The 22,567-nt window shown below is 42.3% G+C and carries 23 protein-coding genes; 5 read left to right on the forward strand and 18 right to left on the reverse strand.

The features are described 5' to 3' along the window. Positions 1 to 63: 63 nt before the first annotated feature. The 7 genes from thrS to B0682_RS01450 all read right to left on the reverse strand — a co-directional run bounded on the left by thrS (position 64) and on the right by B0682_RS01450 (position 9,509). Entirely contained in the window at positions 64 to 1,983 is a 1,920-nt protein-coding gene (gene thrS, locus B0682_RS01410; RefSeq protein ID WP_078306330.1) for a threonine--tRNA ligase, read from the reverse strand. Positions 1,984 to 2,426: 443 nt separating this feature from the next. After that, positions 2,427 to 3,101, reverse strand: a complete 675-nt coding sequence (locus B0682_RS01415) for a C39 family peptidase (protein WP_078306331.1) — start codon at positions 3,099 to 3,101, stop codon at positions 2,427 to 2,429. A 1,183-nt stretch (positions 3,102 to 4,284) separates the two neighbouring features. Continuing rightward, positions 4,285 to 4,752, reverse strand: a complete 468-nt coding sequence (locus B0682_RS01430; RefSeq protein WP_078306334.1) for a hypothetical protein — start codon at positions 4,750 to 4,752, stop codon at positions 4,285 to 4,287. Between the two features lie 40 nt (positions 4,753 to 4,792). After that, positions 4,793 to 5,740 carry a transporter gene (locus B0682_RS01435; RefSeq protein ID WP_078306335.1) on the reverse strand — a complete coding sequence of 316 codons (948 nt, stop codon included), beginning with the start codon at positions 5,738 to 5,740 and terminating at the stop codon, positions 4,793 to 4,795. Between the two features lie 260 nt (positions 5,741 to 6,000). Next, positions 6,001 to 7,206: a serine/threonine transporter SstT gene (sstT, locus tag B0682_RS01440; RefSeq protein ID WP_078306336.1), complete on the reverse strand. Its 1,206-nt coding sequence runs from the start codon at positions 7,204 to 7,206 to the stop codon at positions 6,001 to 6,003. A gap of 132 nt (positions 7,207 to 7,338) precedes the next feature. Next, positions 7,339 to 7,902 (reverse strand): DNA polymerase III subunit chi, encoded by a 564-nt coding sequence (locus B0682_RS01445; RefSeq protein WP_078306337.1) that lies wholly within the window; start codon positions 7,900 to 7,902, stop codon positions 7,339 to 7,341. A 32-nt stretch (positions 7,903 to 7,934) separates the two neighbouring features. Continuing rightward, positions 7,935 to 9,509 carry a leucyl aminopeptidase gene (locus B0682_RS01450; protein ID WP_078306338.1) on the reverse strand — a complete coding sequence of 525 codons (1,575 nt, stop codon included), beginning with the start codon at positions 9,507 to 9,509 and terminating at the stop codon, positions 7,935 to 7,937. Positions 9,510 to 9,683: 174 nt separating this feature from the next. Between B0682_RS01450 and lptF the strand changes: the two genes are divergently transcribed. Then, positions 9,684 to 10,892, forward strand: coding sequence for an LPS export ABC transporter permease LptF (gene lptF / locus B0682_RS01455; protein ID WP_276206610.1), 1,209 nt, complete (start codon positions 9,684 to 9,686; stop codon positions 10,890 to 10,892). 57 nt (positions 10,893 to 10,949) lie between these two features. Further along, a complete protein-coding gene (locus B0682_RS01460) occupies positions 10,950 to 12,143 on the forward strand; it encodes an LptF/LptG family permease (protein ID WP_078306340.1) in 1,194 nt (397 codons plus the stop codon). A 19-nt stretch (positions 12,144 to 12,162) separates the two neighbouring features. Here B0682_RS01460 and B0682_RS01465 read toward each other — a convergent pair whose 3' ends face one another. Then, positions 12,163 to 13,263, reverse strand: a complete 1,101-nt coding sequence (locus B0682_RS01465) for an RNA-guided endonuclease InsQ/TnpB family protein (protein WP_078306341.1) — start codon at positions 13,261 to 13,263, stop codon at positions 12,163 to 12,165. Between the two features lie 48 nt (positions 13,264 to 13,311). On the opposite strand from B0682_RS01465, the gene tnpA reads away from it, so the two are divergent. Beyond that, entirely contained in the window at positions 13,312 to 13,725 is a 414-nt protein-coding gene (tnpA, locus tag B0682_RS01470; protein WP_078306342.1) for an IS200/IS605 family transposase, read from the forward strand. Between the two features lie 114 nt (positions 13,726 to 13,839). Here tnpA and B0682_RS01475 read toward each other — a convergent pair whose 3' ends face one another. The 8 genes from B0682_RS01475 to recN form a co-directional block, all read right to left on the reverse strand. After that, entirely contained in the window at positions 13,840 to 14,454 is a 615-nt protein-coding gene (locus B0682_RS01475; RefSeq protein ID WP_143823231.1) for a class I SAM-dependent methyltransferase, read from the reverse strand. Beyond that, positions 14,432 to 15,427 (reverse strand): site-specific tyrosine recombinase XerD, encoded by a 996-nt coding sequence (xerD, locus tag B0682_RS01480; RefSeq protein ID WP_078306343.1) that lies wholly within the window; start codon positions 15,425 to 15,427, stop codon positions 14,432 to 14,434. Before xerD ends, B0682_RS01475 begins: the two co-directional genes overlap by 23 nt. Beyond that, positions 15,424 to 15,705: a sulfurtransferase TusA gene (gene tusA / locus B0682_RS01485; RefSeq protein WP_078306436.1), complete on the reverse strand. Its 282-nt coding sequence runs from the start codon at positions 15,703 to 15,705 to the stop codon at positions 15,424 to 15,426. Before tusA ends, xerD begins: the two co-directional genes overlap by 4 nt. Before the next feature lie 18 nt (positions 15,706 to 15,723). After that, positions 15,724 to 16,146: a hypothetical protein gene (locus B0682_RS01490; protein ID WP_240494811.1), complete on the reverse strand. Its 423-nt coding sequence runs from the start codon at positions 16,144 to 16,146 to the stop codon at positions 15,724 to 15,726. Positions 16,147 to 16,155: 9 nt separating this feature from the next. After that, positions 16,156 to 16,308: a hypothetical protein gene (locus B0682_RS09465; RefSeq protein WP_158077837.1), complete on the reverse strand. Its 153-nt coding sequence runs from the start codon at positions 16,306 to 16,308 to the stop codon at positions 16,156 to 16,158. Then, positions 16,305 to 16,754, reverse strand: a complete 450-nt coding sequence (ruvX, locus tag B0682_RS01495; protein WP_169832898.1) for a Holliday junction resolvase RuvX — start codon at positions 16,752 to 16,754, stop codon at positions 16,305 to 16,307. Before ruvX ends, B0682_RS09465 begins: the two co-directional genes overlap by 4 nt. A gap of 173 nt (positions 16,755 to 16,927) precedes the next feature. Further along, complete coding sequence (locus B0682_RS01500) at positions 16,928 to 17,536, reverse strand: YqgE/AlgH family protein (protein WP_276206611.1); 609 nt, start codon at positions 17,534 to 17,536, stop codon at positions 16,928 to 16,930. Positions 17,537 to 17,640: 104 nt separating this feature from the next. Further along, positions 17,641 to 19,326, reverse strand: a complete 1,686-nt coding sequence (recN, locus tag B0682_RS01505; RefSeq protein WP_078306345.1) for a DNA repair protein RecN — start codon at positions 19,324 to 19,326, stop codon at positions 17,641 to 17,643. 374 nt (positions 19,327 to 19,700) lie between these two features. Here recN and B0682_RS01510 point away from each other — a divergent pair, with 374 nt between their 5' ends. Then, positions 19,701 to 20,036, forward strand: coding sequence for a pyrimidine/purine nucleoside phosphorylase (locus tag B0682_RS01510; protein ID WP_078306346.1), 336 nt, complete (start codon positions 19,701 to 19,703; stop codon positions 20,034 to 20,036). Between the two features lie 60 nt (positions 20,037 to 20,096). Next, positions 20,097 to 20,930 carry a 23S rRNA (guanosine(2251)-2'-O)-methyltransferase RlmB gene (gene rlmB / locus B0682_RS01515; protein ID WP_078306347.1) on the forward strand — a complete coding sequence of 278 codons (834 nt, stop codon included), beginning with the start codon at positions 20,097 to 20,099 and terminating at the stop codon, positions 20,928 to 20,930. An 11-nt stretch (positions 20,931 to 20,941) separates the two neighbouring features. On the opposite strand, the gene coaE is transcribed toward rlmB, so the two are convergent. Next, positions 20,942 to 21,559, reverse strand: coding sequence for a dephospho-CoA kinase (gene coaE / locus B0682_RS01520; protein ID WP_078306439.1), 618 nt, complete (start codon positions 21,557 to 21,559; stop codon positions 20,942 to 20,944). Positions 21,560 to 21,659: 100 nt separating this feature from the next. Then, positions 21,660 to 22,565 (reverse strand): prepilin peptidase, encoded by a 906-nt coding sequence (locus B0682_RS01525; protein ID WP_205760089.1) that lies wholly within the window; start codon positions 22,563 to 22,565, stop codon positions 21,660 to 21,662. Positions 22,566 to 22,567 lie beyond the last annotated feature (2 nt).

Raw genomic sequence — 22,567 nt, forward strand, 5'->3', positions numbered from 1 at the left:
AGCGTGGTTTTAAAAAATCCATTCAATGTTTTGAATGGATTTTTCTTAATAAACTTATTCTGTTTACAAATTTAGCCGACCTTTTTTCTCAATCGCCCCATCTAATATTTTGATAAAGTCGTCAAGGTTCATACTGCCTAAGTTATCGCCCGTGCGAGTACGCACATTGACCGTACCACTCTCCACTTCTTTATCACCCAAAATCAGCATGAACGGAATGCGTTCTAAGGTGCGTTCACGGATTTTAAAGCCAATTTTTTCGTTACGCAAATCACTGATGGCACGATAGCCTTTGGTGTTTAGCTTGCTAACCACATCGCCCACGCTGTCAGCTTGCTTGTCGGTGATGTTCATCACAACCACTTGCTGGGGGGCAAGCCATGCTGGGAAGAGACCTGCATAATGTTCAATCAAAATGCCAATAAAGCGTTCAAATGACCCCAAAATCGCACGGTGAAGCATGACAGGGCGTTCACGCTCGCCTGATTCTCCCACAAACTCAGCATCCAAGCGTTCAGGTAGGTTAAAGTCCAGCTGTAATGTGCCACATTGCCAAACCCGTCCGATGCAATCTTGTAGGCTAAACTCAATCTTAGGACCATAAAACGCCCCTTCGCCTGCTTGTAGCTCCCAGTCAAGCCCAGCGTTATCTAGGGCGTCGGCTAGGGCTTGTTCTGCCAAGTCCCACAACTCGTCTGCCCCAACCCGTTTTTCTGGGCGAGTGGACAGCTTCATTTGAATGTGGTCAAACCCAAAGTCTTTATACACATCAAGGGTAAGTTTGATAAAATTAAGGGCTTCTGAGCGAATTTGGGCATTGGTGCAAAAGATGTGGGCATCGTCTTGGGTAAAGCCACGCACACGCATGATGCCATGCAAAGACCCTGATGGCTCGTTGCGGTGGCATGAGCCAAACTCAGCCAAGCGTAGGGGCAAATCACGGTAGGATTTTAAGCCTTGATTAAATACTTGCACATGACACGGGCAGTTCATCGGCTTGATGGCGTAATCTCGTTTTTCACTGGCGGTGGTGAACATCATCTCGCCATAGTTATCCCAATGCCCTGATTTTTCCCATAAGCTTCTGTCCACAATTTGCGGGGTTTTGATTTCAAGATAGCCATTGTCTTTTTGTACTTTTCGCATATATTGTTCAAGTACTTGCCAGATTGTCCAGCCATTGGGGTGCCAAAACACCATGCCGGGGGCTTGCTCTTGCATGTGAAATAAGTTCAAGGCTTTACCGATTTTGCGATGGTCTCGCTTTTCGGCTTCTTCTAGGCGTTGTAAGTAGGCTTTAAGCTGTTTTTTGTCCGCCCATGCTGTGCCATAGATGCGTTGTAGCTGTTCGTTTTTGGCGTCTCCTCGCCAGTACGCACCGCTCATTTTGGTGAGCTTAAATGCCTTTAAAAAGCGAGTGTTGGGCACATGTGGACCTCGGCACATGTCAATGTATTCTTGATGGTGATACAAGCCCATGTGGGTTTCATCAGGCATGTCCTCCACCAAGCGGAGTTTATAAGTCTCACCACGCTCCAAAAAGGTTTTGATGACTTCATCTCGTGGGGTCATTTTTTTGATGACATCATAATCTTGGTTGATGAGTTCCATCATGCGAGCTTCAATCTTTGCCATGTCATCAGGGGTAAAAGGGCGTTCACTATAAATGTCGTAATAAAAGCCATCATCAATGACAGGCCCGATGACCATTTTAACATCAGGGTAGAGTTGTTTGACCGCATGACCTAAAAGGTGGGCGGTTGAATGACGGATAATCTCCACGCCTGCATCATCTTTTGGGGTGATTATCTCTACCGTGGCATCGGTGGTGATGGGGTCGCTGGCATCGACCAACCGACCATTCACCCGACCTGCCACGGTGGCCTTGGCAAGCCCAGCACCGATGTCTTGAGCGATTTGCATGACTGTTGTTTCACCGTCAAATTGGCGAACACTGCCATCTGGTAATGTGATTGCAACCATAATATTGCCTTAGTACCTTTATTAAAAATCTATTTATTAAGAATATGCTTGTTAATTGATGCTTACTGATTGCTACTTGCTGATTGATGGATTTTTAGGCATCTCCAATCATATCACCACAAGACAAAAAAATGGAAATAAAAAACGAATAAAACCACATTGCCCACTTAAAAAAAACCATTCAAAACACTGAACTGATAAGTAGGCACAAAACCAAACAGGCATAAGCCGAAGATTATAACAAAACTTGCACAAGCTGGCTATTGACCTTTCAATGCTTGACAACCCAAGCGATTTAGAATCAAATCATTTTAGTAGCCCAAAAAACCCTGACGACTTGCCTGTATCTGCCACCTATTTTAGCACCAAGCCCATAAACTGGCTGGGCGTTAAGCCAAAGGATTGGTTGTTTGGCTTTGATTACAAATGCAAATATTGGCTATCTATAAAAAGTCTCGAAATAGCACAGGGGATTCTCGTAACAACTTTTGAGCGTCTTGTATCTTGACGAAATTAGTGTCAGATAACTGTTTTTGTTGTTCATTGCTAGGCAGTATCAATAAAACCTTTCCTTGTAAGTTTGGGTCATTGTTGGTATGCCACATTTGTTCAAATTGTTTTTTGCTTAATACTCGATTACCCCAACTTGAATCTGCCAAATAAACCCTGTCATTATCAATAGCACGCACAACGCTAAAATGGTCGCTTCGCTTGTGATTAAGATAAACGATGGCAGGGATTTTTAATTTTGATAAGGTATCGTAATTGGTAGTAAAACCTTTGGCGATAAATCCATATTTTTGACTAACAATCGCCAAATCGCTAAAAGAAGCCATCACATCAGACAAAGCCATGTCATCTAGTATTTGACGTTCAGAAGTGGGATTTTGATAAAAATAAGTTAAGATGGTGGCAAGCGATGATGCCCCACAAGAATAATCTAGGTCTTGCTTAACTACGCCTGCATCTTTTTGTTCTTTCCATGACTGAATGGTAATATTTTGGGTTTTGAGTATTTGTGGATTTAAATGAAAAGGAGAAGCATAAGAAGCGTAAACAGATGTTGAAATATAAACACAAAAACTGATAAAAAAAAGATAAAAGAATAAATTATTCATATTATTTTACTCAAAATCTATTTTTTTAAATCATTCATAATTTTCAAAAGTAAAAGCATAAGTAAAATTACAATAAATGATATTAAAGATATTATAAAACTAATTTTTATAAACTCTTTTTGCCAAAATAAAAACTCATAACAAGAATGTGCTAAGAAAAAAAGGATTGACACCACAAAAGATGACATGATTATTTTTTTATAGGTATATTTTTTATCCTTAAAAACTCTGCCTCCAATATAACCACTCAAAGCTTCTAATACTGATGTTATTATTTCAAGCACAGTTTTAATCTCTATTTAAATTATAAGTAATGAGTGTTGAAAAATTGCTGTTCAACACTCTTAAAATATAATTTTATTTAGAAAAATGTGAAAATTTTTATTATCGTCTCCAAGCTGCATTTACTCATACTCAATAATTCAATGCAAGACTATTAAAACGCCAAATATTAGCTCCTACAGTCATTCTTCCACCTGCTGCTGCACCCGCTGCACCAAATGTACCTCCTATTACAGCTTATTTATGAGATTCTTTTTAATAAAATATAAGAAATATAAAAAATAAAAAGTAACAATATTATTAAAAATAAAAAATATTTAATGTCCAATTCATTTGCTATGATTGCTAAAGAGGTTGATAACAATACGGTAGCACATAAGTTTATTAAATATGCCGTTATATTTGTCGTTATCTTTCTACGAGATGAATAAAAAACATAGGACATCAAAAAACTAGCAATGCAACTATATAAGATAAAAAGATTTAACATTATTTAAGTTAACCATCTCTGTGTAAATTGAGGTTTATTCTGATTAAAATAAACCTCAACTTTTGAAAAAGATGTTTTTAAAATATCAATGGCAGTGAATCTTATCATAACAGCAAAGAAACTTACTGTTATGATAAATAGATACCACAAAAGAATGCTATTGAGTATTTCCATCATTTATTAACTCTAAAGGCTAGGTATCCCATGAAAGGATAACAAAGTGCCATTATGATGGCTTGTATCTGCATATTTGGGTATCTATCATAATGTATTGATAAACCAATAATAAATAAATAAAAAAACATTGACAGAATCTGATTTTTATCAAAGCTATTTTTTGAATTTTTGGTCAAAATTCTAACAAATGCGTATGTAAAAAATACAGATAAAAAACTAAGATAAGTCAACATTTTATCTTTGGGAACTTGATATTGCTGCTTGATTACCTACAAATCCAACGGTACCGCCTAAAAATGCAGCTCTAGTTATACCGATAGGGGTTAATGTAAGAGCTCCTCCAACAGCTCCAGAACCCATGGCTGTAGCAACTCCTCCCCAAGTTCTTTCTGAACGAGGTACACTGGATGCGTAACCCATATATCCTAAGTATCCACCAACCAAACCAGCTCCAGCATATTGAACCCAAGCCCCCTGTGTCTCATCCATCTCTTGACTTGTCATCGCTTGTACTTGCAAGTCTTGGTTACCGCCAAAGGCATAGTTTAAATCAGCAGTGTCTAGTTGATTGTTAAAAACAACAGCTTCTGTGCTTGATTCTGTGCTTGGGGTTGTCAAGGCAGGCTGAGTAACTTCTGCCATTGCAGATACAGTTAAAGTAGACGCTAAAGAAGCTACTGCGATTTTAGACATCAATTTCATAATAAACTCCTTGTTAGATTTAGGGTTAAGATTCATTGCATCATTGCAATGTTTTTGCTTTCCGATAACGCTCGGATAGCGGTGGCGGTAGCTCGCCAAGCTTGGTAGTTAACCCAACTGAAAAGGTACTACCACCATCTCCTGATATATTGGTACGAACATTTGCTGTGATATTACTTCTTTGGGATAAGGCATAAGCCAAACCTAGATTTAAATTGGTTTGTGTTTGTGTAATACCAAGATTTATGCCATTGATTTTATCCGCTTGCCTTAATTGCCAGCCAACACCAGTATTTAGGGTGATATCAGGATTTACGGCAAAGCCAACCGTACCATTTACTGACAAAACATCGCCAATATCCACTATTTTGTTTTGAGTCAAAACATCACGCTTGGCATTGTATTGATAACTGCCTGTTAAACTTAAGACAATAGGGTCGTTAACGGTGTATAGCGTTCCACCAATCAATGCAGATGAAAAAGATTTTGAATCCAAACCATCGGTTTTATCATAAAGCGATATTTCACTAAAAATCAAACCATTAGGGAATGTTTTATGATTTTCGGTAGTTTGATATTGAGTGGTGAAAGAAATATCCTGCAGGTGTGTATCTGAATTTTGATGATTTTCACCACTTGTATTTTGCCTTGTCTGTCGATACAAGGCATTGGCTTTAGCTCCAATTTCCCATTTATCGGTAACACCGTAATTTAAACCCAGCGTTCCTATCAAACTATCTGTATTGCTCACACCTTCCGTTGAAGGATTTGGCAAAGTGATTGTTCGACCATTGCCTAGGTCTACAACGCTATAGCCTTGTTCGGTTAAATTTCTTTGTGCTTGGTTAAAATAACTTAAATTGCTCGACAATTTAAATTTATTTTTATCTGCTGTTAACTCTTCAACCGTCAAAGGTAGATCTGCCAGAGCGGGTTGATATACCATTGCACCTATGAGAAATACAGGGATATGTCTTAAAACAGGCATTATTGTTCCCTTTTCTAAATTATTTAACAACCATAAACTAAATGATTACAATACGTCAATACATTTTAAAAGAAATAATTTTATTATCCTGTCAATCATGGTGTGTTGCACCCTGCCACCTGAGCCGCTAATTAATTACGGACATCATCTATTGCCATTCACTCAACCCCCTAACAAAAAAAGACAGCAACACGGCTGTCCTTTTTATCAGATGAATGCCATCAAATTAAATTAAGCTGGCTTAGTTATTATGGTAGACATCAATGACGTGCATATTTGGGGTCGGCTGCGGCGGTAAACAGCACATCGGTCGATGAGTTGAGTGCTGTCTCTGCTGAATCTTGCACCACACCGATGATAAAGCCGATGGCAACCACTTGCATGGCAATGTCATTGGGAATGTTAAACAAACTGCATGCCAAAGGAATGAGCAACAATGAACCCCCTGCCACGCCTGACGCTCCACAAGCACTTAACGTCGCCACCACCGCCAATATCAATGCCGAACCAAAGTCGACGTTGATGCCCAAAGTTTGGGCAGCGGCTAAGGTCAGTACGTTGATGGTGATTGCTGCCCCTGCCATGTTGATGGTCGCTCCCAATGGCAAAGTAACTGAATAAGTGTCTTCATGCAAGCCTAATTTGCGAGCCAAGTTCATATTAACAGGAATGTTAGCGGCAGAGCTGCGAGTAAAAAATGCGGTAACACCTGACTCACGCAAGCAGGTAAACACCAAAGGATAAGGATTTTTACCTGTTTTGACATAGACAATGATGGGATTGACCACCAATGCAATGAACAGCATAGAACCAACCAACACAGTCAAGACACGGGCATACCCTGCTAAGGCTGAAAAACCAGTCTCAGCAACAGTTTGGGCAACCAGTCCTAAAATGCCTAATGGGGCGGTGGCAATGACCCATTTAACCACCTGTGAGATGGCATCAGACAAATCCACCACCATTTTTTGTGTGGTTTCGCCTGCTTGACGCAACGCAAATCCCATCAGCACAGCCCAAGACAAAATGCCAATATAATTGGCGTTAACAAGGGCATGAACGGGGTTTGCAACCACATTCATCAACAAATTGGTGATGACTTCTCGTAAGCTTGATGGCGGTGTCTGCTCAATGGCAGATTGAACCAGCACCAGCTCAGTGGGAAACATAAAACTGGCAATAACTGCCGTCAATGCTGCCAAGAATGTGCCAAACACATACATAATGAGCACAGGCTTGACATACACATCACCGCCAGAACGGTGCTGGGCAATGGCGGCCATCACCAAAATCAGCACCAAAATGGGCGCAACCGCCTTTAATGCCCCCACAAACAAACTACCAAGCAGTCCAAGTGCCAAGCCCACATTGGGCAACAGCCAACCAATCAACGTACCCAACACCAACCCAACGATGATAAGTGGCACCAAACCAATGCGATTATAAAGTTGTACAATGGCTTTCATAACCTAATCCTAAGTCCTAACTTTCTTCCATTGAATAATCATAACAGAATTGCCATGACTGAATTATCATTACTGAATAGTAACAGTAAATGACCATTTAGCAAGACAATTTTGTCATTTGTTTGGATTTTGTCATTTGTTTGGATAAAGTGATAGGACATGATGCTTGGGTTGATGGCCTTGACGTTGATAATGGCGGTATTTTGTCCGTCCAATTTCTTTATCCGCTTCATTACCAGCGATGATTTCAAGCAAACGACTGGGGGCGCACACCACTGATTCATCAGCCAAACCGTCCATACTGGCAACAGCTTGGCTGGCGACGGCATTGGGCAACGTCAATGGTGTGGCAGACAAGTTTATCACCACACCATTCCAAGGCACTTTTGCATCACTTGCTGACAACCAACTGGCGTTATTCAGCAGACGAATGGGAGCAACACTTGCCAAAAATTGCTCAACTGATGACTCAACAAAACCATCATGTGGCATAAAGCTTGTGGGTGCAAATGACCACAACCACTCGTCTAACCGCTCTAATCTGCTGACATTGTCATCAAGCACCACACTGTGTTCAGACTTATCAAGCATGGCCTGACACAGACGACACACAAACAACAGTAAGACATCTTGTTCAGAAACTTGGCTCAAGGGCTGACCTGAATTTTGTAAAATGTAAAAAGTAATTTGTGTCATGTTGACGCTTATGGCAGTCAGAAAATTGGCTATCAGTGACTTTTCTTGCTGGCATTTTTCAGACTGGCATTTTTCAGATACGTCATGAACAATGGCACAGGGCGACCAGTAGCCCCTTTATTTTTACCAGAGCTCCACGCTGTACCTGCGATGTCTAAATGAGCCCACGCTTGGTTTTCATCGATGAAGCGAGATAAGAAACACGCTGCGGTTATAGAACCGCCATAACGTTCGCCAATATTTTGCATGTCAGCGATGGGTGAATCCAGTTGACTTTGGTATTCATTATCCATGGGCATGTGCCAGACCAAATCACCTGATTGTTCAGCAGCCTTTTGTAAATCAAATATCACGTCTTCATCATTGCCAAACAAGCCTGTGCGCACATGACCTAAGGCGACCACCATTGCCCCTGTCAAGGTGGCAGCGTCAATGATGACTTTGGGCTGATACCGCTCAATGTAGCTGAGTGTGTCCGCCAGCACCAATCTGCCTTCAGCATCGGTATTCAAAATTTCAACTGTTTTGCCATTCATGGCAGTAACAATGTCTCCTGGACGGGTGGCATCACCTGATGGCATGTTTTCGGCACACGCAAGGGCAGCAACCACGTTGATGGGCAATTTGGCTTCACACAAGGCTTTGACCGTACCCAGCACAGCTGCGGACCCACCCATGTCAAACTTCATTTCATCCATGCCTGATGATGGCTTAATGGAGATGCCACCAGAATCAAAAGTAACGCCTTTACCAACCAAAGCGATGGGCGCATCTTCTGGGTGATGTTTTTTGTTTTTGCTGGCTTTATCAGTGAATTTAGATTGACCATAATACTCTAAAATGACCAGTTGACCTTGTTTGCTGGAGCCATTGGCAACTGCCAAAAAGCAGTTCATGCCAAGCTTGTGCATGTGTTTTTCATCCAAGACGGTTACTTTAAGCATGTCAGGATATGTTTTTGCCAGCTGTAGGGCTTGATTTGCCATGTATTGAGGATAGCAGACATTACCCGGTTCATTGGCAACATCTCGTGTCAGTTTTTGCCCTGTGAATACCGCTTGTACAAATTGTAATGCGTCATCATGGCGTTTATCCGCCAACAGATAAATGTCGCCAAGCATCGGTGTACTGGCGTCAAATTTGTATTTGTCAAAACGGTAACTGGCGTTTAATAAACTCAAGGCAAATTGGGTGAATGGCTCACTTGTGTTGCCTTGAATGTCGTCAAACGCATCACCCAACACCACAGTGCAGGTGGTTACCCGTTGATGCAAATTGTCATAGATGGCTTTGGCAATCTTTTGTAGGGCGTGGGCATTGAGTTTGCTTCGCTGACCCACCCCAACTAACAACAGCTGAATTGGGTTGGCTTTGGCATCTGTATCAAGGGCATAATCACTGAGCGTCTCGCCTTGCTTGCCTTTAAAATGAGCAACCTGTGTCAAAAGATGAATTCGCTCACTGTGGTCGCCAAGCTCTTGACTGGCCAATGGCTGACCATCTTCATCAACCAGCACCACCAAGCAATGGTTATCTTTTGGTGTGGGTTTTTTGAAGAGTTTTTTGCCTTGTAATTTGGGCAGTTTTTGCGTCAGTTGAATGTTCATGTACATTTCCCTATTAAATATTAAAGTGAAACATTAAATTAAAATGAGACATTAAAATGAATGATAAAATAAGCACTTTTAGTGTACCATACCTTGGCTTTTTGTCGCCATTAAATGTTATGTTTCAATTTTATATGTCAATGTTATCTTGATGTTATCTTGTGAGAGCTTTAGGTGATTTTACGCCGTTATATGATTTATCAACTTAGCCTAAATACCGCTGTGGTGCTTGGGTTTTTGGTGGTGCTGTTACTTGGTGGTCGGCTTATTCGCTATTTTGGTTTGGCAGCAGAAGGCAGATTGGATGTGGGGTTGTTGTTCACCATCATTGGTTACAATCTGCCATTTTTTCTTGAACTGATTTTACCATTGGCGTTTTTTATTGCATTGATGTTGGTATTCGGACGCTTGTGGGTTGACCATGAAATGGCGGTCATCAACGCCAGTGGCATCTCTCGTGGGCGGTTAGGTCGCATGGCAACCCCCTTAATTTTACTGTTGTTTGTCATTGAAGCGACGTTGAGCTTATTTGGTAAGCCTTGGGGTGTCAGACATTCTGAATCCATTTGGCAAGAACAAGCGTTAAAAAGTGCCTTTGAGCTTATTCGCCCTGGTGAGTTTATCAGTAGCGGTGATTATCATTTGTATGTGGGCAGTGTCAGCCCAGATAAAAAACAGCTACAAGACGTGTTGCTTATCCAAACACAAACCACTGAACCACAAGATACCCAGCCGCCCAAACCGCTGACCAGTCAAGACACGCTGATTTTGGCAAAAACTGCCAAACAAGTATTGACCGACTCTACAGAATCACAAGTCAGAGCAAAAAGCATGGGCAAGACTCAGCTGGATTTATTCAATGGCAGACGTTATGAAATCAGTGCTGACAGCCTAAAATACAACCAAGTGGGGTTTGCTCGTTATCGCTTAACCTTAACACAGCCTGTCCAAGACGTGGTCAATGATGACAATAAAGAGACTCAGCCTTTGAGTCAAATTTGGCAAGCCAGCCGACAGCCAACGGTCGACAACGCGCCCAACATTGCCGCTCAAGCTGAGTTGGGTTATCGCTTGGCGTTACCATGGCTGATGTTGCTTGCCCCAATGTTTGCCATCCCGTTGGCACAAGTGCGACCAAGACAGGGGCGTTGGTTACGTCTTATTCCTGCCATTTTGCTGTTTGTGAGTGTTGCACTGTTACTGATTTCACTCAAAAAACCCATCAGTGATGGTAAGGTTGGTGTGTGGGCATATGGGGCATTATTGGTTGTGCTGTTTATCCTAGCCTTGTATTTAAATTGGGCAAGTCGGCTCAATCAGCGGTTGCGATTTGGTTTTTATGCACAGCGTCAGTCGCCAAATCAATCACCAAGGTTACATTAATCAGCAAAATCACATCAGCCAGCAAACTAATTATTTTTTAACCATACGTCATACACCATGTCATTACTTAGCCGATACGTCAAAAAAACTGCCTTGTTGTCCATCACCACATCTGTACTTGGGTTATGGCTTTTACAGACATTGTTTGCGTATTTGGCAGAATTGGATAATTTATCCGATGGTTACCAGTTAGTAGATGCTTTGCGGTATATTCTTTATATGTCGCCTTATTTTTTACAGCAATTCATTCCCACAGGGGCGTTGCTTGGGGCGGTGGTCGGGTTGGGATTACTTGCCAATCACAGCGAAATTGTGGTGATGCGAGCCAGTGGCGTGAGCAGTGTTAAGATTGTCAGTTGGGTGATGCAACCTGCCCTAATTTTTGTGTTGGTTGCGTTATTGATAAATCAGTTTGTGCTGCCAACCAGCAATCACATGGCAAAAACCATTCGTTATCAGGCGGATAATGGCACGACATCAATCACAGGCTATTGGACGATACAGCCAACTTATGATGTCAAAGGCACTGGCATAGGACAAGACGTGCTGTTTATTGACTATGCAGACAGTGATGGTAATATTGGCCTGGTCAAGCGTTGGCATTTTGATGCCGTTGGCAATCTGTTGTCAGCAACCTTGGCTCGTGGTGGTCATTATGTTGGCAGTCAACCTATTCCATCGTCTTTTGCTTCCCACTCACCTGCTTTCCATTCAGCCAAAATCCACTCACCCAAAGTCCAACATCAATGGCAATTGTCCCAAGTCAGTCAAGTCAATATCGGCAATACCGTTAATCAAAACAGCACCACCAATCAAAACAGAAATGCCTTTGAAAGTAATAAACCCCAAGACATCTTGACGTTACCAATAGAGCCAAAATCGGTGTATCTGCTTACCCGTAACGCTCAAGACCTGTCTTTGAGCCAGTTACTTGCCCACCGCTCTTTTATGGACAGTCAGCAAAAGCGGTCTTTACGCCACGAGTTGGCATTTTGGCAAAAGCTTTTATCACCGTTATCGACGTTGGCATTGGTGTTGGTGGCGTGTTCGTTTGTGTTTGGCTCATTACGTCAGTACAGCTTGGGTTTGCGTGTCGTCATGGCGTTGTTGTTTGGGCTATTGTTCAGTTATTTACAAGACTTGGTGGGTTATGTGGCATTGGCAACAGGTGTGTCACCCTTGCTGATGGTGTTGTTGCCCATGATTGCCATCAGCATTTTGGGCATGTATTTATTAGACAGACAAAGATAGCAGTGACGTACTCCCCTAGCTAAAGCAAGGGGCTTCCTACAGCTAGCGTCTCACGTCCGAGACGGAGAATGTTTTTGGCTGCATTAATATCTCTATCATGCGTGGTGTTACAAGCACCACAAGTCCATTCTCTTATTGCCAAACCTGCTCTACCTTTCGGACTATTATTTGATATACTCAAACAACACGAACAAGTCTGGGTTGTAAAACTTTCATTCACTTCTTCAAACAGACAACCTGCATGCTTGCACTTATAATCCAGCTGTCGTTTAAGTTCATACCAACTTGCGTCGTAAACCGATTTAGCCAGTTTGCTTGATGTGAATGTTTTTGATTTTAATTTGCCTATCACAATCAAAGCATTTTGTTTGACAAGTTTGCTTGTAAATTGATGAATGGCGTTAAGCCTGCTATTTTTAATTTTGGCATGTATGGCTTTAATTTGCTTTTTCTTATTTGCTCTTTGGGCTTTGGCCAGTTTATTTGCGTATTTTTGGGTAAATTTGGTGATTAGTTTATCCCCATCGCTGGTGGTTACGCTGTCTTTTAAACCCAAATCAAGACCAATAGATTTTGTACCACATTGATTTTTTGGGAAATCTTTTACGGTAATGCACGCATACCATCGGTTTCGGCTGTCTTGGATAATCTCACAGGTATTGATGTGATGGTTACTAAGGTTATATTGGTCAAAGACGGTAATTGTTAGTTTTTGTCCTTTGGCTAGGCTTAGTTGTAGTTTGGATTTTAATGCTTTTTTACCTGTTTGGTAGGTTTTTAGCAGTTTGATGGCTGAATTTTTAAATGGTAGCCAACCGAGTGATTTGCGTTTGGCTTTTGGGTTATTGGTTCGCCAGTTAAGTTTAGCCTTTTTAAATTGCTTACGGCTTTTGGCATGGGTTTCGTTAATGGCTTGAATGGTTTGGGAATGTAAGCTAAGTAGTTCGCCACTGCCTTTGGTGTATTGATTTAGGTCATAGGCACTAAAGAATTTGCCTGTGCGTTGTAGGTATTTGTAACTTAATTCATTAACGTAGTTCCACACATAGTTTACCGAACTTGATAGTTTTTCAAGTTGGTTTGTGTGTTTGGTGTATATGCGGAGCTTGAGTGTTTTCATAGGTTTTGGTATGATTTTATTGTCTTAATTATAAATTGGTCTAATTTTATGTCAAGTTCCAAAACCGAACTTAGGCGTGGTCGCCATGTTGTTTTCAACCTGCATGTGCATCTGGTGTTTGTAACAAAGTACAGAAAAGAAGTGTTTACCAAAGAAATTTTAGATGAGCTACAAATCATCTTTGAGCAAGTGTGTCATGAGTTTGAAAGTGAATTGGTAGAGTTTGATGGAGAAGATGACCATGTATATCTACTGGTGCATTACCCACCAAAGGTAAGTATTTCTAAGCTGGTAAATAGTCTAAAAGGCGTTTCTAGTCGTAAAATCAGACAAAGGCAATACCCTAGCGTCACCAAAAAATTATGGGGTGGTGCATTGTGGTCACCAAGTTATTTTGCAGGTAGTTGTGGCGGTGCTCCAATTGAAATTATCCGCCAGTATATTGAACATGAGTGTCGCTGACACGCAAGGACACCACACTAAATAACTTTCTGTGCGTCAACATGGTTACGGAATTGCCTTATAACCACCGCCTGAAGTCGTAGGTTTACGGCGGAGTGGGATAAAGATAAGCCATCATTCTTTAATCGCCAAAGTTACCGTATAGGTTTTGCCCTGTTTCACTTTATCAGCATTCCCAAACACTTCGGTAAATGCCCGTTTGATAAATTGACGCAATCCGTTGATGGTGACCACATAAAAACGACCACCTAATCGCATCTGAGCATACGCATCAAGCAAATACAAATAATGCTGTTCTTTACCCACTTTAGCAGGCAGATTAGACATCACCAAGCTGAAAGTTTTATCATCTGCCACATGGTTAAAGCCATTGGACAAATGCACGTCCACATTACTAAGAGCGTTTGCCAAGCAGTTACGTTTGGCGTATTCTACCGCCATAAAGTCTTTATCAATCAGGGTATGCTGTCCTTGGGGGCATTCTCGGGCAGCGGTCATGCCAAGTACCCCATAGCCACAACCTAAGTCTATCGAGTCATCATCAGTGATAAAGTCAATGTGGTCAAGAAGCATCAAACTGCCGTCATCTAACTTCTCTGGTGAGAAAATACCCCAAGTGGTGGTAAAGTCAAAAGGCTTACCCAACACATTCTGCCGAAATTGAATGTCTTGTCGCCATTGTTTGGCTTTATGTTGTAGCTCAATATCAAGGGTGTGTGTCAGTGTCATGGTTGTTCTCTAAAATGAGGTTATTTCTTGGGTGATGCTTGGCATGTAGTTTTTGCAATCGAGCCGTCGCCACATGCGTATAAATCTGCGTGGTGGATAAATCACTATGCCCAAGCAACAACTGCACACTGCGTAAATCCACTCCATGATTAAGCAAATGTGTGGCAAAGGCATGACGTAAACTGTGCGGTGAGATGTCTTTATCAATACCTGCTTGTTGGGCGTATTTTTTAATACTGTGCCAAAAGTTTTGCCGTGTCATAAAGCCACCTTGCATGGTCAAAAACACCGCTTGACATTGATTGGTTTTGTGTTTATGCCTGCTGGCATGACCAAGCAACTCACTTCTTGCATGAGTCAAATAGTGGCTCAACGCATCAGTGGCATATTCACCCATGGGCAATAAGCGTTTTTTATTGCCTTTACCGACAATCTGTAGCCATCCTGCGTTTAAATTGACCTGCTCTAACGTCAGATTCATCAGCTCCGATACTCGTAACCCACACGCATACAATAACTCCAACATGGCTTTGTCTCGAATGCCCAAAATCGTACTGACATCAGGAGCAAGTAAGAGCGACTCAACCTCTGTTTCACTTAAATTATCAGGCAACTCTCGCCCAAGTTTGGGGGGGCTGATTTGCTCACAGGGGTTATCTTCTCGGCGATCGGCAGTAATCAGCCATAAATAAAACTGGCGTAAGCTTGATAACATTCGTGCCTGCGTGCGTGGGCTTTTACCCTGCTGTGCCAGGGCAGACAAGCAAATTAAGACATCATCGTGTTGCCATTGGGTCAATGGTTTTGAATGCGTGGTCTCACACGCCATAAGGTCTTGCACATAGGCATTACGAGTGCGAGTGGCCAAGCCCCTACCCAACATCGCTGTGCGAAATTCAGTCAAATAAACCGCTTCATCATCAACAAATAAGGCTTTAGGTTCTCTGGGGTGTAGGGCAACCGTACGACTCATGATGCGTCCGCTCTTTTTTGTATCACATAGCGATATTTGGGGGTGGCATCATCATCAAAATGCTGTTCCAATAACAGCCCATGCCCAAGATGACGACAAAAGTTAGGAATATCACGAGTGGTGGCAGGGTCAGTCGCCAGCACTTCAATACGCTCACCCACATTGGCTTTACGTATGGCTCGGTGCAGTAGCATCACAGGTTCTGGGCAGTTTAGCCCTTGTGTGTCCAAACAATACTCTGCTTGTTGATCAGTCTGACTGGTTTGATGAGATTGCATCATTGTCTCACTCACTTTTTAATTCGTTGCCTCTGCCAAAAATTGAAAAAACCGTTTCAAATTTACTCGAAACAAAAAAGCCACCCCCAACCACGATGCCAATGCCACATAAACACTGAACACAAACAAGGCAAACGACATGACCAAACACAAGGCTATCATGGACGGCTGGCTAAGTCGATAACGGTACAGCACAAACGCCACAAATAAGTTAGGCAAAATGCTAAGCCCCACCAAAGCATACGGAACATAATGAAACAACCCATACACCAAACTGCTGTCATGCAAACTTGGCAGACTTGCCAAAGTCCCAAACCCCACAAAACACACCATCGCCACATAAATCAAATAAATCGACAGCTGATTGAATGTCCTTGCTTGTCGAATGCGATGCAAAGCAGGTTTGGCAAAGCCTGTTGATGAAGTGAATGAATCAGTCAAAATGGTTACTCATACTCTTATTGGGGTGAAATTAGGGATTTGGGTGAAATTAGGGGTTTGGGTAAACTTAGTTTTGAGTAAGCTTAGATTTTTGGCAACCATGGGTATTCGGAAACATAGGTATTCGGATAAATTTAGCGGTGATGCGTGTTGCTCATTCATATAAGTTGCTCATTCATATAAGAAGTCAATAGCAAACACGCTGAGATGTCATCAATGGGGTCTTGCTCATTTTTAATCCACCCTGACTGCCATGCCAACTGACGAGCTTCCTTGGAGCTTAACCGTTCATCGCATAACCGAACAACCGTCGCTAAGCGTTGCTCATGTATCCGATGTGTCAAACGTCTGGCAAATTTAGCCGCCCGCTTACTGAGTATGGAGTCTGTACCGTCCATATTCAGTGGTAAGCCCACGACAACTGTATGGATTTTCCATGTGCTGATGATGCCAAGTAGATTGTCCCAATCAGCTGGTTGACCATTATCCATTGGCAAAATATCAAAAGCTCTGGCATCTTTGGTTAAGGTATTACCCAGTGCCATGCCCATCTTTTTAACCCCATAATCCAATGCCAATATCAACTTTGGCGTATGGGGTGATGCCATGTGGGCAGTACTCAGATAATCACTGTGATTTTTTGGGTTATTCATGATATGTGGTTTATGGCGATGTTGATGTCATGATGGTGTTTGTGTCATGATGATGTTTGTATTGTTACGTTAATAAACTGTATTAATGAACGTATGTGTTGTTTTAATGATTTTAAGAGTAACCAATTTTAAGCATGACCAATATCATCGCTGAAAAAATCCAAATCAACCCCCAGTCTTTGCCCAGCTTTATGCCAACGTTCATCATAGGGCGTATCAAAAATCAGCTGACTGTCAGCAGGGCATATCAACCAATCCCCTGCATCAATCTCCTTTTTTAACTGACCTTTTGCCCAGCTGGCATGCCCTAAAAATAGCTGAAAATGAGTAGGACCACCTTGATTGGCAAGGCTTTTTAAGATATCAAGGCTGGTGGTCAGACAAATATTTTCTGCAATAGAAAATGACGATGCCCAAACCGCTTGCCCCGTATGCAAAACAAAACCCACTTCTTCGTAGATAGGACCGCCCAACAAAGGATAACTGTGTCGCAACTTAGGAGCATTAACCTCAATGTCCAAATTATCAAATAATTGCCCCACCGTGGTGTCAATAATAGGAGCGTTAATCACCAATCCCAATGTCCCTTTATCATCATGATGACACAGATAAATGACACTTTGGCTAAATCTGGGATCAGGCATCTTGGGCGTGGCAATCAAAAAATGATGCGATAAATTTTCGGCTAACTTGTGCGTGTTGGCAACAGATTTTGTGTGTGTATGTGTGCTGTTCAATCGATGACCTAACTGTGATAAGTTGAATAACTAAATAAATAACTGGTAATAAGTCCTAAGCTTAATAAACCCCAAGCTTAATAAACCATAAATAAATACTCACATCAATGCTCAATATTAACAAGCAGACTGCGTGCGTGTTCTCGAGTCACTTCGGTGATGGTAACCCCACCTGACATGCGTGCCAGCTCTTCGACTTGGGTTTCTGCTGTAACAACGGTTAAGATACTCTCACTTTGAGTGTCGTGCTTTTTTTGTACCAAAATGTGTTGGTGAGCTTGAGCAGCCACCTGTGCTTGATGCGTGATGGCAAGCAGTTGCTGGCGTTTTCCCAACTTGCGTAACAGCTCACCGACCATCTGTGCTGTGCCACCACTGATGCCCACGTCCACTTCATCAAAGACCAGCATTGGGCGTGACTCTTGTTTATCGGTTTGCGTGGCTTTTAGCACTTGCATCACCAACGCCATGCGTGATAGCTCACCACCTGACGCAATCTTATACAAAGGCTGCATCGGCATGCCCACATTGGCACTGAATAACAGTTGAATGTCATCCATACCATCAGCATGGTACTCACTTTCATCTTGCAAGCGTATGAACTCAAACTCACATTGAGCATTGGGCAATGCCAATGGTCTGACTTGCTCTGCCAATTGTTCAGCAATGGCAGCCGCCGCCTTACGTCTTAACTCAGATAATCGCTCTGCCACTTCCACATACGCTTGCCATGCTTCATCTACTTTCACTTGCAAATCATTACTGCTTGGCTGTTGTAATAGTCGCTCAAGCTCTGTCTGCCATGCTTTTGATTCGTCAATTAACGCCTCTGGCGTGGTGTTATATTTACGAGAGAGTCGATGTGCCAAACTCATTAAATTATTCAGCTCATACAGTCTTTCAGGATCTGGCAATTGCTGGTCAGCATAATCATTCAACAGACCACTGGCTTCACTGATGTGTTGTTGAGCCAGATACAACAATTCAGACACCTGCTCAAAGGTGGCACTGACACCCACTTGATTATCACACAATCTGATGGCTCGACCCAATAGTCCCATCACATCAGGCTCATCTGCCCCATCATGATTTAATAATTGCACCGCCAATCCTGCTTCTTGCATCAAAGACTCGATATTGGATAATTCTTCATGTTCTGCTTCAATACTGGCGTAATCAACTTGCAACAAAGGTTCAATGTCAGCAAGCTGATTTTTCAGTAGGGCAATGCGGTCTTGGCGGTGTGCGTCCACCTCACTGGCATTTGCCTGTTGGCGTTTTAAGCGAGCATGGCGTTGATACGCCCGTTTGGTCTCATGGACAATCTTTTGAATGCCTGCCATGGTATCTAGCCAATCAATGATAAATTGTGGCTTAAGTAGGGCTTGCTGGGCATGTTGGCTATGAATATTAACCAACAACTGACCCAATGACTTTAGCTCTGACAAACTGACAGGTGAGCCATTCAGCCATGCTTTTGAGCGTCCATTACTGCTTAATTGTCGTCTGATAAGCAATTCACTGTTCTCAAGCTTGCGATCATTTTCTAAAAACCAAGTCTGTACCGCTTGATTGTCCATCACATCAAATTCGGCATAAATATCAGCATTTTCTGCCCCATGACGCACCATACTGCTGTCTGCTCGCTCACCCACACACAGTGATAACGCTTCTAATAACAAAGATTTGCCTGCACCTGTCTCACCTGTGATGACATTAAAGCCATCAACAAACCGAACTTCATGTTCAGCAATCAAAGCAAACTGATGTAGGGTCAGATACAGGAGCATGATAAATTCTCAATGGGGATATCATCTTTCAAATCGACTAAACAATTCAAACAGAATAAAATTCAAACAGACTAAAGACCAAACCAGCAACGTTGAAATGTCCTTGTCAGTTTCTTGCTAATTTAATGCCATTGCCAGTTTAATAACGGTATCAACCAATCGCAACGCTAAAGGCTATTTTGGGCAAAAGCTAAGTTTACTATAAATTATGGCCAGATACACCCACCACACCCACCGACCCATGCGATAATTTTTTGTGTTTGTAACATAAAGCAAACAAGTAGTATGATAAGATGACTTTTTGTTACTTAAATGAATTATCGATGAATTGTCAGTACATCATCAAACATCTTTGAAGATTAAGGAACATCAACATGTCTGTGGCAGAATATACCCAAGCATCTGTACTTACCAACGCCAACATTTCTTACGATGGTCGCTGTAGCAGTCATACCATCTTATTTGACGATGGCAGCAAAAAAATGCTGGGCATCATCTTACCCAATGATAACAACATCAGCGAATATCACTTTGAAACGCACACATCAGAACGCATCGAGATTTTAAGTGGAGAATGTCAAGTTAAAGTCAGCACAGAATCTGATTATCAAAACTACCGCCCAGGCCAATCATTTTTAGTGGCAGGGAACAGCAATTTTAAGCTAAAAACTGCCGACATCATTCAATACATTTGTCATTTAGAAGGCTAATGTCAGTCATATCAGTAGACCATATTAAATTTCTTATTCACATCAAATCGAGTACGCATCATGGCAAAACCTGTGTATTTTTATGGCATTCATGCCATCATGGCACTGTTAACACACCGACCCACAGATGCTCTAAGCCTATTTGTACAAAGTGGCAAACCTGACGACAAGAGCGTCAATGACATCATACAGCTGGCACACACCTTTGGAGTCAGTGTCCAAACCGCTCAAAAATCCAGCTTAACCGACCTTTGTGGCAGCCCACAGCATCAAGGCGTGGTGTTACATGCCAGACCGCTGACTTATGCCCCTGAACATGATCTTGCACATCACAGCAAGCAAGAAAATTGTCTGTTTTTGGTGCTTGACCAAATCACTGATGCTCACAATCTTGGGGCATGTTTGCGTACTGCCGTTGCCATGGGGGTAACTGCCGTCATTTGCCCAAAAAACCACACTGCCCCACTAACCCCAACCGTGGCAAAAGTATCCGTTGGGGCAGCAGAGTTAATCCCTGTCATCGCAGTCACCAATTTGGCAAGGTGTCTTAACGAGCTAAAAAATGCTGGTGTGTTTGTGTATGGCACAGCACTTAACAGCTCTGCCCAAGCGGTTGATACACCAGACTATCGTCAAAAAATCGCCATTGTCATGGGGTCTGAAGCAGACGGCATGCGTCGCTTGACAGCAGACAGTTGTGACCAAGTTGTCTATATTCCAATGGCTAGCATTCCAATGGCTCATGATAAAGATGCCCCAAATGGTCAATCACCCACACATCAAATCAAAAAACCCAAAATTGAAAGTCTAAATATCAGCGTTGCCACAGGCATGATACTGTATGAAGTGTCTCGGCAACGGCGATTGACCAAATTAACCAAAACCAACGCATAACAGATGATTGATTAGCTTTTGTTTTGTGCCAGTTGCAAATACTGCTGATGAAATGTCTGTAATTGTTGATACAAATCAGATGGACTGCCATCGTTGACTGCCACATCGTCCGCCCTTGCCAAACGCTCGGTGCGTGATAACTGATGTTGCATCACAGCTTTAATCTTCTCAACACTTTGCCCATCTCGACCACTGGCTCTGAACAGTTGCAATGTCTTGGGCGCATCTATCACCAGCACCCTTTGACACAAGCCAACAAGCCCTGCTTTATGGGCTTCAAACAACAATGGAGCAGATAAAATGACATACTCCGACTGAGCAGCTGCCAGTTGTTGTTCTGCTTGTTGCCTGATGACAGGGTGGGTAATGGCCTCTAGTGCCATCAGTGCATTGGCATCATTAAAGACAAATTGACGCAAGGCTTGACGGTTAAGCTCATTATTTTTGCCCAATACCCAATCACCAAATTGTTGCTGAATTTTAACCAAAGTTGGCGTGCCTTTAGCAACCACTTGGTGGGAGATGACATCAGCATCTACCACTTCAATGCCTTGCTTGGCAAACCAATCGCTTGCCAATGACTTACCACTGCCAATGCCACCTGTCAAACCAATAACGAGTCTGTTCATTGACGGTGTGGTTTGTGATGGTGCATTTTGCCAGTGCGTATGTTCAGTCACACAATCACCTTTTGACTTGCCAAAAATCACATCTGAGTTTTAGGGAGATTTAGGCATATAAGGATAAATACCAATTTAAAATATCATTACCAAATAACAAAGCCAATATCCCTGCCATTGCCAAATAAGGACCAAATGCAAATGGACGACTCTCTCCATGAACTTTCATCAATACCAGCCCAATCATGCTGCCTAGCAATGCTGATGTAAAAATAATGAACGGCAGCATACTTACTCCAAGCCATGCACCTAAAGCAGCAAGAAGCTTAAAATCCCCTTGCCCCATGCCTTGCTTTTTCATTATTAAATAAAATCCCTTGGCAACTACCCATAAAGATAAGAAGCCAAATAACAACCCCCAAATGGCAGTTATGGGCGACGCAAACACATCAAATGAATTGACTGCCAAGCCAATACCCATCAGCGGATACACCAATCTATCTGGCAAATACTGGGTATCAAAATCAATGCCTGTTAAAGCGATGAGTATCCAAACAAACATCAAAGCACAAATGCCTTGTATTGACACCCCAAACTGATGAATGACCAGCACCGATAGCACTGCCGTGATGATCTCAACCAATGGATAACGGATAGAGATGGGAGCATGGCAATCGCCACATTTGCCACGCAACATCAGCCAGCTGATGACAGGAATGTTTTCATACCAACGGATACGGTGCTCACAATGTGGACAACGTGAAGCAGGCAATGACAAGGTCATGCGAGTGTCCTTGGCAACTGCTTGAGATACCGACATTTTGACTGGCTCGTCAATGTCTTCTTGGTAAGATAAAAACTCCGCAATCTCATGCCGCCATTCGTATCGCATCATCAAAGGCATGCGGTGAATCACAACATTCAAAAAACTACCCACACACAACCCCAATACCGCAAAAACGGTTAATGCCAACCAAAGGTTTTGTTGCAGTTGCTGTAATGGCTCGATAAACATAG

This window comes from Lwoffella lincolnii (assembly GCF_002014765.1).
Classification (GTDB): domain Bacteria; phylum Pseudomonadota; class Gammaproteobacteria; order Pseudomonadales; family Moraxellaceae; genus Psychrobacter; species Psychrobacter lincolnii.